The sequence below is a fragment of the Corynebacterium sp. H78 genome (genome assembly GCF_037572275.1).
In the GTDB taxonomy this organism is placed as follows: Bacteria; Actinomycetota; Actinomycetes; order Mycobacteriales; family Mycobacteriaceae; genus Corynebacterium.
In genome coordinates this window covers 74,983-86,978 of sequence record NZ_JBBHKX010000001.1, presented here as the reverse complement: position 1 = coordinate 86,978, position 11,996 = coordinate 74,983, and the positions used below count along the sequence as shown (strand labels likewise).

Genomic DNA, 11,996 nt, shown 5'->3' with positions numbered 1-11,996 from the left:
TGACCGACTGCAGGACCGGCGGATTCCCAGTGGGTACTGGGCCGGGAAACCAGGGTCTGGTATGAGATCATAAGGGAACTTCAGGACTACAGTGACGAAAACGTACGGGTGCTGTTGCAAAGTTGGGCGGAGAGCAGCGAAGACTCAGTTTCTCATTCCCTGATGGCCGCTGCGTGTGGGCGTTCTCAGGCCGTCTCGAAGACCCGGCTGATGATCACCGCATCCGGGTTCGGTTGCCCGTAGGCAAACATCGGGCCCTGGCCTTTCCGCAATGAGTGCATCGCCTCCATCCCTTTCAGAGTCCGGTAGGCCGAAGTCCGGTTTTTGAATGCTCCTTTCGGCCCCAGGATCCGTTTCAGCCGACCATGGTCGCCTTCCAGGATGTTGTTGAGGTATTTCACCTGCCGGTGTTCCACTGTTGGCGGGCAGATTCCCTCTGACTTCAACTCGTCGATTGCCCTGGCTAGGGAGGGTGCTTTATCGGTGTTGATCACTCTGGGATACCCGGCTGACGCATTGGATCTGAGGGCCTTGGCCAGGAAACGCTTCGCTGCCGCGACGTTGCGCTTCGGGGAGAGGTAAAAGTCCAGGGTCTGCCCACCGGCGGTGATCGCACGGTAGAGATAGCACCACTTCCCGCCGACCCGGATGTAGGTCTCATCCACCCGCCAGGACCTGGCCTGCCAGTCAGGTACCTGCCGGTACCACCGTGTTTGCTTGTCCAGCTCAGGGGCGTTTTTCTGGACCCAGCGGTAGATCGTGGTGTGATCGACCGGCACGCCCCGCTCGGTCATCATTTCCTCCAAGTCTCGGTAGCTCACCCCGTAGCGGCAGTACCACCGCACTGCCCACAGAATGATGTCACGGGGGAAATGACGACCGGAGAAGATACCCATGGCTGTGATTATTTCACGTCGATCTTCCTACTGCCCCAACTTTGCAACAGCAGAGGGAAGAAATCATTCGGGACTTGACTATCTTCAAAGACACTATCACCGCTGCTCCGAAGCGGAAGGCTGTAGAAGACAAGAACTCTGCTACACCGTATTAGATGATGTGCACAGCATCACCAAGAAGCTCGTAAAAGGCCACCACGCTGAATGAATAGTGTTTGTGCCAACAGTCATGGTGAGTGTGGAAGCCTAGAGGCACACCATGTTGAACATTCAGAAAGAAGAATCATCATGAGCGAACCAAAGAAGTACGAAACCTACGTTGCCCCAGAAGACCCGTTTATCTCCGTCGAGGAGTTCAAGGCTCTTAGTATGAAGAAGCGCGGGGAAGCGTTGTACCACCTTCTGCAGGTGGATGCCGATGACCATATTGATATGTTGCTTGATGCGTGCCCGAAGGACGAAGAAATCGCGAGTCTCATTGAGGCGAATAATTACGCCAAGCGTTTCAAGGCCCCACTGAACCCTCAGGTCGATCCACTGCCACCGGGGGTTAAGGATGTCACGCCGGACAAGCCTGTTGCACATATCGCGTTTGTTCCTCGCCCTAAGAAGCGCACGGAGGCGTGATGTGCAAGTCCGCTAAGGAACAAGGAGGGCCAAAGCGTTGCTCCGCTGACACGCGCGCCAGAAGAGACAAAGCTAAGCAGGCTCTCGACGAGGCGGAAGCGTCCCTTGAGCAGGTTCGAGCGACGCTGGGTGCGGCACCGTGGCGTCCTGAGTCGCAGCACTGGCATGACGAGTACGGAATTGTCGACCCGCATTCCTCCGAAGAGTTCCGGGAGTGGGAGGACACCGTTGCTGAGCTTGCCGACACACATGGTGTGCAGGTCATCACGCTTCGCCACTCCGAGGGCGTTTGGCAAGGGGGCAGTGAACCATCCGCCCTGTTGTCTGCCACCGCAGATGACCGATCTGTCTGGTGCTGTTGCAAAGTTGGGGCAGTAGGAAGAGCGACGTGAAATAATCACAGCCATGGGTATCTTCTCCGGTCGTCATTTCCCCCGTGACATCATTCTGTGGGCAGTGCGGTGGTACTGCCGCTACGGGGTGAGCTACCGAGACTTGGAGGAAATGATGACCGAGCGGGGCGTGCCGGTCGATCACACCACGATCTACCGCTGGGTCCAGAAAAACGCCCCTGAGCTGGACAAGCAAACACGGTGGTACCGGCAGGTACCTGATTGGCAGGCCAGGTCCTGGCGGGTGGATGAGACCTACATCCGGGTCGGCGGGAAGTGGTGCTATCTCTACCGTGCGATCACCGCCGGTGGGCAGACCCTGGACTTTTATCTCTCCCCGAAGCGGAACGTCGCGGCAGCGAAGCGTTTCCTGGCTAAGACCCTGAGGTCAAACGCGTCGGCCGGGTCCTCGCGGGTGATTAATACAGATAAGGCACCCTCCCTGGCCAGGGCAATCGCCGAGTTGAAGTCAGAGGGAATCTGCCCGCCAACAGTGGAGCACCGTCAGGTGAAATACCTCAACAACATCCTGGAAGGCGACCATGGTCGGCTGAAGCGGATCCTCGGGCCGAAAGGCGCGTTCAAAAACCGGACCTCGGCGTACCGGACGTTGAAAGGGGTGGAAGCGATGCACTCATTGCGGAAAGGGCAAGGCGCGATGTTTGCCTACGGGCAACCGAACCCGGACGCGGTGATCGTCAGCCGGGTGTTCGAGGCTTCCTGAGAACGCCGACCCGCAGCGAGCATCAGAGGATGAAGACTGGGTCGTCACGGCTCTCCGCCCAACTTTGCAACAGCACCATCACGACCGTGAGACCGTGGCAGAAGCGCGTGCCCCGTACGCTAAGTACACAACGACGTACTTCGACGCGGAGGTGCTGCCGACCCGCGCGGAGCAACACAGCGGCACCGTGGGAACGTTCAGCGCAGCGGCTGCTGAGCGAACAGCACTGACTCGAAGCAGTACCGAGTCCACGGATATCGAGGGCAACCGCCGACGCCATGGAAGGCATTACGGCCGGGATTTCGCGTTTCTCTCCACGCTAGCGGCGCTTCCTCTTCCCACGCTTCCTCTTCCCACGCAGCCTCTTCGTTGAGCGTCGCGCGGACGGCGGGATGGGCCTGCTGCCTCGACCAACAGGCTGCAGGCCCATCTCTTCGACCAATCGGTCGAGACCCGGATCGGAACGTGGAGGATTCGTCAGGTAGATGAACTCGAGGAGATCCCCTTCTGTGCTAAAGAGCAGACCATACGCGCGATCCGATTGCAGCTGGTACCCTTTGACCCTCACATACTGGGATAGCTGATCGCGGTAAGCGGGGCTGTTCCCGGTCTCCGGAGCTACTCCAACGAACACGGTGGGATGCCCCCACATGCCCGCGAAAGACATGAGCATGTCGTGGTAGCTGCCGTCCGCGGAGGTCCTCCGACAACACTCGCGGATGCCCTTCACTAGTCGTGTCTGCGTCTCGCCGGCAAGGCCGAGCAGATCAGTTGTGCATCGCAACCAGCCGGGCTCACCCCGGGCAGCGATCGCATCAAGGACCGGGACGATCTCGGCAGCGATGTTGAAAGTGGGTTTCGCGGGTCGCGGTTCAAACTCGGGAATCTGATCACGCAGGTACCACTCGCTTAGCGGTTGGCAGTGATCGGCGACCATTGTCCCGACTGCGCTCTCGTCGCGCCGCCTTCTGTCCCGGGCTTTCGTTGGAGGGGCGGATACGTGCTCACGCCGCACATCGTCCGGATCATCCTCAACGTAAAGGTCTCCGCCGAGGAACAACATGAAGAGATCGAGTTCATCGGCCCCGCGGTAGAACGTGGCCACTCCGCTGTCAGTCCGGCGTCGCAGATACAGAAGAAACTCGCTGGGCCGATCGCAGATCTCGGCGATCACCATCAGGTCATGCAATGACGCAACCCACGGAGGCCGCCGCTCAGCGAGCAGTCCAGCAGCCTGAAGATCACCAATGGCGACACCGAGCGGACCGACATCGTCCAGCAAGACGATGACCGAACGCACCTCGCGGACCTGCGACAGGTCTAGCCATGAGTCCGGTGCGAGCCAGACGCCTCCGTTCACTTCGATCAGTCGTTGCAGCCGTACGGCTTGATTGTTGGCGTCGCCGATCGTCGCCTTCAGATCGGATTCGAGTCTGCGAACGTCGCCACGTCGAGACTGACTAGCGACGGACTTCGCCTTCACCTCGACAACGATCGCGACGTCGTCGACCAAAAAGAGACCGTCTCCCTCGACGCGGTCCGCCACGAGGTTCACGTCGCTGCATCCTACGTCGAGCGCTGCCTCGCTCCGTCCCTTCTTCGGCGCGTAGTAATGGAAACCCGAATGAAGCGCCGCGCACCCGAGAATACGTTCGAGACTCGCGATCGCAAGGCTCTCGCTCACCGACTGCCGAGCCCGCTGGTCGTAGCGGCGCATGTCGGCCGAGTGTGGCGCGAGTGCTCGCTCTAGTACACGGCGCAGCGAATCGAGCCCAGGATCGTTGACTGTCGACACGAAGCCACCGGCGCCGTCCGCAACGAGCGGAGTGATGAGGAACGGATTGGTGGCCGTAAGGAGATCGAAGACTCTCGTCCCCGCAGAGATCGAATCATCGAAGACTTGGGAGTACGAGTTCAGTACGGTGAGAACTCTCGCCTCGTCTAGCTGGCCAGCTTCGGCAAGCTCGTTGGCGCGGATCGTCGCACGCTCCCCGGGCAGGAACATGAAGTCTATCATCGCCTCCCGGAAACGGGCGATCACTTGTTCCGGCATCTCTTCCGGAGAGACCCCCTGGTTTTCGAGCATGATGCCGCCGGTCTCATCCCGAAGACTCGTCATCCGGTCTGCAGAAATCGCTTTCAGCGCATTACGGACACCGACCACGTCGTCGTACCCGTAGCCCAGGTGCTGATTCATGAGTCCCTCGACCACGGGATGCTGGAAGAGACGACGCTCCTGCTCATCTCGGATGTGGTCGTACTGAAGGTTTCGAATGTTCAGCACGGCAGCCTGGTACTCCGCCGCAAGACGCGCCAGCACATGCCCGCTGAGATAGGCCTCATACTGCTGCCGGTATGTCGCCAGTCGAGCAAGCCGCTTGGCGCGCGCGTGCAGTTCCTCGATCTTCTCGTGCGGACGGGTCTCCTCACGGGGGACATCGCTCGGCTTCCGACTGGAGCGAGAAAGCAGCATGGCAGCCACCAACTCCACGGCCAACGCCGACCCGCCTGGCATCGTCACTCGTGGATCGGGGACCGGGGGGAACTCACGCATGCGCATCAGCTCGATCACATCGAACGCGTCAGCCTCCGCAACAAGATCAAGCATCACGGAGGTCTCAAGCTCCACCTGCTCGCGAAGAACTGATCGCACGTCCGCGACGGACTCGCAGCCAGAGAATAGGGACAGCTCTTGTGCCGGGTCCCCGAAGTCCTCGACATCGATATCACCAAGCACTCGCGCGAACCTTGCCGAGCCCGCACTCGCTCCAGCACCGATCATGCCCGTCCCTTCCATCCAGCCTCCGTGTGGCGGCAGTGAGAAGGCCAATCAAGCCCCACCCCGTCCCGGCCATTTTGACACAGTAGACGTGTCAAAGATCCCATGTGGTATTCCCGGCTCCCGCCGGCCCCACCAACACATCCACCACCCGGCCCGACACCGCGACCGACGCCAAAGCTTCAGCCTGGTCGGGACCGAGCACCCGACCCTCAGCGTCAGGCTTGCTCGTGATCGTTTCGACGGTGGTCAGGTCGATGCTCGGCCCGGTGGTCGTGCGGGCCCGTTGCAGGAGGCGGTCCTCTGCCGCGAGGAGGGTGTCGGAGGAGAACGCGGTCGAGTGCTTCGGCCGAAAGACGCTTGTTCCGTCGGGGCGGCGGAACTCCACCGGGCTCGTGGTCAGTTCGGGTGGGGTCAGGCGCAGGGAGGCCTGTTCGGCGGCGTCGGCGACCATGGCGGTGATGGCTTCGCGGTCCTCGACGGTGGCGAACCGCCACCCCATCGTTTGGCGGGCGGCTTCGGCCATCAGGTTCCAGCGCCGCCACGTCGAACGCTTCTCACCGACCACCTCGACCACCGAGCGCCCCACCTGTCCGATCAGATCCAGCGGCACATCATCAGCCCGCAACAGCAACGGCCGTTCCCCGCCGGTGACGGTCCGCGCCCACACGGTGGCATCCACGCCGAGCTGCTGGCTGGCGCGGGCACGCCACTGTTCGGTCAACTCCGCCAACGAGCGGACCTGCTTCTCCGGACGCGTCGCGAGCGTGGCCTGCGCACGCAACCGGATCACGGTGGCATCCGATGGCTGCCGTCCATGGGTGGCCACGTAGTCGGCCACCAGCCGGTCCTTCTCCACCTCGATCTGCCGCGCCCTCGTGGAAAACTCCACGACCAGTTCCTCGGGGACGTCGGTGATCGCCCACGACGGGTTCCGGTCCCGGCCCATCTCCCGCGGCTCCCACGTCACGCCAAAGGTACGGGTCATGTGATCGGCGAACACGGCCTCGTGCAGCTCCGACAACGCGACCACCGCGGCATGCATCGGCCGCCCATCCAAACTCCGCCACTTCCCATCCAACACCGTGCAGGCCTTGTTGCTGATCACCACATGCGTATGCAAGTGCGGGTCCCCAGCGCGAGAATCGAAGTGATCGAACGCGGTCGCGATCAGACCGGTGACGTCGACCTGTGCAACCGCGCCATCCCCAGCAGTTGCACCGGTGCGGGTGGCTGCAACCTCGCGCTCCTTGAACGCAACCACCGCCGCAACCGCCTCATGATGAGCTTGCGCAATCAACGCCTGCGTCCCCGCGTCCGCAACCGCCCACAACACCGACGCCGACTTCGGCACACTGAACGTGAAATCAAACCCCGCCACCGCACGCCGCGACCCCTGCGCAGCCTCCTCCGCCTCAATCTGCGCAACCGCACGACCCCGCTCCACCGCCCCCAGCGACGGGCCCAGTTGGTTGACACGGTCCGCAACCCGCTCCGCCGTCGAGCTGTACACCGGATACGCCCGCCCCAACGGCACACCAGTAATCGGATCCCGCCCCATCCCCACCAGCAACTGGAGCTGTGCCTCTGAGACCTGGGCGCCAGGTGTGAGTTCGCCATTACCCAGAGCGGTGACGCCGGAGCCGAGCCAGCGTCCGGGCGGGGTTCCCGCCTCGGCGTAGTAACGGGTCAACGGAGTCGACAACGACCGGTCACCATCACCAGCCGCCACCGTGCGCAGCAGGTACTTGTAGCCATCACCAGCCGACATCACCCGCATCGACACCGTCACCCAAACCACCCCTCAACTGCTCGTCACACAGGTGAGCCAGCACCCTCCCAACCTCGATCTGCAAGACGCGTGGCAGCTCCGGAAGATGATGCGATCCTTGGTACCCGGAGGTGACCGCATGGAGCTGGGTCTGGACCGGCACGACATGGCTGTCTGGTCGTCGTTGTGGCACAGGAGCTTGGTCTTGATACCGCCGGGGGCTTCGACGCGTACATCAGAACCGAGACGCGGGAGAACAGTGACCGTGCGCAGGATTGATTCCAAGCACAGGGGCTGCCGCCCTCACCACAGCGTCTGGATCGGGGGCTTACGGCCGACGACTGCCTCTCGAACGGGAGGATCGCGTAGCTGATGAGCCGCTCGGTGCCGGCCGCACCCTGCACACTCCTGCCACAGACATGAAGTCCCTGGGCCGGACCGGGACCCTCACACCAGTAATGGTGGCGTGACCAAATGAGGCACGGGTGCCCACGGCACGCGGTGCCTCCGGGCTGCCTGTGACGGGCGCGGTGTCACGCGGCGGCTACGACTGCAGGAGCGTACGTTCACACAGCGATTCCACATGCCGCTCATGCGGCACCTGGCCCATGTTCGGGCCCACGGGCTAACCGAGCTCCTGGTCGAGACCGACCTTTCAGTCGGTGTCGCCCTCACAAAAGTCGGGTGGCGCAGCCGTGGGCATGCCGCACGGCAGTTCACCCCCATCGTCGGGATGAGCCCGTCAAGTAATCGGCGCACTGCGATTGGGCGATCTCTCACGGAGACTGGCCGGTGGCCATCAGCAACGCACGGCAGCCCCGAATCAAAAGGCCCCTCACGACAGGAGTGCCGTGATGCCGTCGGAGAGAATCTCGCGTGGGCTGATGTGGTGCGTCGCGTGGAGTCGCGCATAGGTAGGGGCTTGGTCAGGGTCGATGGCGACACGCTTCTCGTCCGATGCCATGGGTGCGGTCAGGGAGGCGCCAATCGCCAGGTTGGACAATCGGTAGGCAGTTCCGAGCGGATCCGGGGTACCCGCTTGTTCGAGCAGGACGCACATCCGCTCGGAAAGGGCCAGGTACGCGGGCCCCCTGGGAGCGCGCATACCGATGACCTGACCGGCCCACCGGTGGGTCGTGAGGTGCGCGAAGAAGGCGTGCATCAGGGCGGGCAGGTCGGCGTTGCGGATTGACTCGGACATCACGGGATCGTCTGCAAGCGCTGTGTCGAGGGCGAGGTCGAACAGATCGTCGACGGATTCGACGCGGGAGTACAGGCTGGCTGGAGCGACACCCACCTGTTGCGCCACAGATCGCAGGGTGAGGGCCCTCAACCCGCCTTCGTCCAGCAGCCTCACCGATGCCCTCGCAACCTCGACGATGTCCACTGCGCGGAGGCGTTGCACAGGTTTGCGGTGTTCCCAGTAGCTCACCCCACCAGCCTAACCAAACATGCTTCAGTTAGCTATCCATTCTATGTTAGGTTTAACGCATGCTGGATGCCACCACCCTCCCGATCACCTTTGAGAACACTCGCCTACGCCCCCTCTCTGAGCTGGACGCAGACGCTTATGCAGCCGGCACCAAGGATGAAGCTGTGCGGCGCTTCGGCCACCTGCCCGAGCCCGACTACACCCCCGACTCCGTGCGACGGATGATCCGCGAAGAGGTCGCGGCGGGTATGTCGTCAGGCACGCTGGCAGTCCTCACACTTGCCGACGCCGAGACGGACCGGTTCGTGGGCTCCTTGGTACTATTCGACGTCAGCTCCGAGGCTGCCGAGGTCGGGTTCTGGATTCATCCGGATGCGCGGGGAGCAGGGCACGCTCGTCGGGGCCTGGAGCTGGCATCGCGCTTCGCGCACAACAGTGGACTTCGAACCTTGACAGCACGCACACTCCCGGAGAACAAGGCCTCCCAGCGATGCTTGACGAACGCAGGGTTCCGTGAGGTCGAGCGAGCCGTCGGGACCACACCCGCAGGACAGCACGAGGAGTTGATCCACTACCGGCGCGATCTCAAGCCCAGCGCCCAGTGGCCGTTGGCGACGGAGCGACTCCATCTCCGTCCGCATAACGCCGACGATGCCGAATGGCTTCACGAGCTGTACTCGCGACCCGACGTTGCCCGCTACCTGCTGGACGAGCCATGGACCGCGGAAGTCACCCACGACAAGCTCGCCGAGCGGCTAGCGAAGACCAGCATCGATGGCGAGACTGGCGCGCTTGCGCTGGTCATCGAGCATGACGGCGTCCCGATCGGAGACGTCGCGTTGTGGCTCACCGATAACGACCACCGTCAAGGCGAGATCGGGTGGGTTCTCGACCCGGCGCACGGTGGGCAAGGTTTCGCCAGCGAAGCCGTCCGAGCAGTACTCGCCCTCGGGTTCGACCACTACAAGCTCCACCGCATCACCGCGCAGATGGATGCCCGCAACAGCGCCTCGGCAGCACTGGCTCGTCGTGTCGGGCTCCGGCTCGAAGCACATCACGTCCAGGACTGGTTCAGCAAGGGCGAATGGACCGACACCCTCATCTTCGCGCGACTTACCTCCGAGCACATGCGCCAATGATCGGGAGTCTGACTTTCATGCTCCTTGTACGCGGCTCCCAAATCCACCGCGCTCTGACGACGTATCGGCATATTGAAAGGCTGAGATGACTCAAGATCCCCCTGCGCCGGCCTCGCAGCGCACACGGTGGTTCGTGCTCACCGCCGTCTCGCTCGGTTTGCTGCTTGCAACGGTCGACACTTCGATTCTCTACGTGGTCGCGCCTCTTCTGACGGACGAGTTGTCGGCGAGCGTAAGTGAGTCACTGTGGATCATCAACATGTACCCCCTCGTCATGACTGGCCTACTGCTGGGCACCGGGACGCTCGGGGATAGGTTCGGACACAAGCTGGTGTTCCAGATTGGCATCAGCGCGTTCGGGATAGCTTCCCTACTCGCAGCCTTCTCTCCAAACGCGTGGGTGCTGATCGTCGCGCGGGCACTACTCGCGGTGGGTGCAGCACTGATGCTGCCCGCGACACTCGCGATCATCCGGTTCACGTTCGAGGACGAGGATGAGCGCAACGTCGCCATCGCTGTTTGGTCGAGTGTCTCGATCGGTGGCATTGCCTTCGGTCCGCTCGTGGGAGGCCTGCTCCTGGAGTGGTTCTGGTGGGGCTCGGTCTTCCTCATCAACGTCCCCTTTGCCCTCGTGACTTTCTTGTTGACGGCCATGTACGCGCCAGCGGCTCGCGCATCGGCAAGAACGTCCTGGGACTTGCTGTCATCTGTGCTGGCTCTCGTTGGGTTGACTGGCCTAGTCGCAGCGATCAAGCAGGGTGTCGTATCGGCCCCCTCCGGTGTGTTCATTACAGGGGCACTTGCGACGAGTTTCGTCTGCTTCTGGTGGTTCGCACGGCGCCAGCGCAGACTCCCAACACCGCTCCTGGATTTCTCGGTCTTCCGCAGCCGATCGGTCGTCGCCGGTGTCTTGGCAGCAGGGCTGGCTACATTCGTCTTTGCCGGAGTTGGGACGGTGACTTCTCAGCACTTCCAGCTGGCTCGTGGATTCTCACCCCTGCAGAGCGGACTCCTGTTGGCCGCGATCGCGGCGGGCGCGACGGTGACCTCCCTCCTTGCGGGTTCAGTGCTTTCCCGAGTCGGGCCGCGTCGCCTGCTCGGCGCTGGCTGTGTTGTTGCGGGCGGGGGTTATGCTCTGGCAACCCTGGTTCTGGAGGCGAACTTGTGGATGTTCGCGGTCAGCCTGTTCCTTGCGGGCACAGGAATTGGAGTCCTGATCACAGTGGCTTCCTCCACGATCATTTCCAACGTGTCTGCTGATCGGGCCGGGATGGCCTCCGGCGTCGAGGAAGTGTCATACGAGTTCGGCAGCCTGATCTCCGTCACGTTGCTAGGCAGCATCTACGCGGCGTTCATGGCCCGTGAACCCTCCTGCGGAGCTGAGGGATACCAGGTTTCGCTGGCGCTCGCAGCGGCTGCATGCCTTGTCGGGTTCATGGGCATCGTTCTCCTCTTGCGCAGTGATCGAGCCCTGTCGCGCTAAGCACTCGACCTCCTCGCGGATGGGTCTGTGGAGGCTCGTATGAGTCGCAACCGTATGGGGTCTCAACGTCAAGTGGCGGAACCTGGCCCTGCTGAGATTACTGCATCACTGCTCAACGACCGGCTGGAAGTGCAATGGACTCTGGAGTCACTGGCAAAAGAGGTGCACATTTCGCCGTCTCAGCTGGGTCGAGTTTTCACGCGGCGGTACGGGATCAGCCCGATGAAGTACCTGACGCGGGTTCGCTGCGTCCAACGAGCGACACTGCTCGCGCGCAGTCGACGTCCTGTCGGTGAACTGATGCACGAGGTGGGATGGCGCAGCCGAGGCAATGCTGCGCGACAATTTCGATGCATCACTGGCCTCCTTCCCATTGAGTACCGTGACCAGTCTCAGCAAAACGCTCGGCCTGTCACACCGCTCACTGATGGGCACGCCAAGTGCCCGCACTGTGGTCAAGAAGTCGAGATCGCTGCCGTGTTGATGATTCCAAACGCGGCTTCCTTGTGACGATTCCGCTCGTCTTTGGAAGCAACGCATGGTCTGATCTCAGCGCACCTGCTAGGCCGGGTATGACACGTCAAGTTCGCAGAAATTCCTGGCGGTCACGGTCAGAGTTCCTTGTTGTCCATCTTCTAGTGATGGTGGTTCCGGCGTACCTGATGGTCACCAGATCGGTTCATCGACCGGGTGGGCAGGATCACGGAAGGACGCCGGCACGCCATCCCATCCCCGGGACTCGAACGGGATACT

Annotated in this window: 11 protein-coding genes and 1 pseudogene; 7 read left to right on the top strand and 5 right to left on the bottom strand. The window is 62.2% G+C overall.

Annotated elements, in window-relative coordinates; translation table 11 throughout:
• Nucleotides 1–185: 185 nt before the first annotated feature.
• The gene (locus WG934_RS00385) at nt 186–896 is read right to left on the bottom strand and encodes an IS6 family transposase (protein ID WP_339988219.1); all 711 of its coding nucleotides are present in this window, start codon (nt 894–896) and stop codon (nt 186–188) included.
• A gap of 288 nt (nt 897–1,184) precedes the next feature.
• Here WG934_RS00385 and WG934_RS00380 point away from each other — a divergent pair, with 288 nt between their 5' ends.
• The 3 genes from WG934_RS00380 to WG934_RS00370 are packed head-to-tail and all read left to right on the top strand — an operon-like array spanning nt 1,185 to nt 2,639.
• Entirely contained in the window at nt 1,185–1,523 is a 339-nt protein-coding gene (locus WG934_RS00380; RefSeq protein ID WP_339988218.1) for a hypothetical protein, read from the top strand.
• Complete coding sequence (locus WG934_RS00375) at nt 1,523–1,915, top strand: hypothetical protein (RefSeq protein ID WP_339988216.1); 393 nt, start codon at nt 1,523–1,525, stop codon at nt 1,913–1,915. The genes WG934_RS00380 and WG934_RS00375 overlap by 1 nt, the downstream gene beginning before the upstream one ends.
• Nucleotides 1,916–1,928: 13 nt before the next feature.
• Nucleotides 1,929–2,639: an IS6 family transposase gene (locus WG934_RS00370; RefSeq protein WP_339988214.1), complete on the top strand. Its 711-nt coding sequence runs from the start codon at nt 1,929–1,931 to the stop codon at nt 2,637–2,639.
• 319 nt (nt 2,640–2,958) lie between these two features.
• On the opposite strand, the gene WG934_RS00365 is transcribed toward WG934_RS00370, so the two are convergent.
• From WG934_RS00365 to WG934_RS00355, 3 genes are all read right to left on the bottom strand, one after another.
• Nucleotides 2,959–5,421, bottom strand: a complete 2,463-nt coding sequence (locus WG934_RS00365; protein ID WP_339988213.1) for a hypothetical protein — start codon at nt 5,419–5,421, stop codon at nt 2,959–2,961.
• Nucleotides 5,422–5,512: 91 nt separating this feature from the next.
• Entirely contained in the window at nt 5,513–7,210 is a 1,698-nt protein-coding gene (gene mobF / locus WG934_RS00360) for a MobF family relaxase (protein ID WP_339988212.1), read from the bottom strand.
• The gene (locus tag WG934_RS00355; protein WP_339988211.1) at nt 7,176–7,352 is read right to left on the bottom strand and encodes a hypothetical protein; all 177 of its coding nucleotides are present in this window, start codon (nt 7,350–7,352) and stop codon (nt 7,176–7,178) included. The genes mobF and WG934_RS00355 overlap by 35 nt, the downstream gene beginning before the upstream one ends.
• Nucleotides 7,353–7,739: 387 nt before the next feature.
• Between WG934_RS00355 and WG934_RS10405 the strand changes: the two are divergent.
• Nucleotides 7,740–7,934: pseudogene (locus WG934_RS10405) on the top strand (helix-turn-helix domain-containing protein); the annotation flags it as partial.
• 90 nt (nt 7,935–8,024) lie between these two features.
• Here WG934_RS10405 and WG934_RS00350 read toward each other — a convergent pair.
• Nucleotides 8,025–8,621 carry a TetR/AcrR family transcriptional regulator gene (locus WG934_RS00350; RefSeq protein WP_339988210.1) on the bottom strand — a complete coding sequence of 199 codons (597 nt, stop codon included), beginning with the start codon at nt 8,619–8,621 and terminating at the stop codon, nt 8,025–8,027.
• Between the two features lie 59 nt (nt 8,622–8,680).
• Here WG934_RS00350 and WG934_RS00345 point away from each other — a divergent pair, with 59 nt between their 5' ends.
• The 3 genes from WG934_RS00345 (at nt 8,681) to WG934_RS00335 (ending at nt 11,753) form a co-directional block, all read left to right on the top strand.
• On the top strand, nt 8,681–9,760 hold the full coding sequence (locus WG934_RS00345) for a GNAT family N-acetyltransferase (RefSeq protein ID WP_339988209.1): 1,080 nt from the start codon (nt 8,681–8,683) through the stop codon (nt 9,758–9,760).
• A gap of 85 nt (nt 9,761–9,845) precedes the next feature.
• Complete coding sequence (locus WG934_RS00340) at nt 9,846–11,243, top strand: MFS transporter (RefSeq protein WP_339988208.1); 1,398 nt, start codon at nt 9,846–9,848, stop codon at nt 11,241–11,243.
• A 39-nt stretch (nt 11,244–11,282) separates the two neighbouring features.
• Nucleotides 11,283–11,753 carry a helix-turn-helix domain-containing protein gene (locus WG934_RS00335; protein ID WP_339988207.1) on the top strand — a complete coding sequence of 157 codons (471 nt, stop codon included), beginning with the start codon at nt 11,283–11,285 and terminating at the stop codon, nt 11,751–11,753.
• The last annotated feature ends 243 nt before the right edge of the window (nt 11,754–11,996 follow it).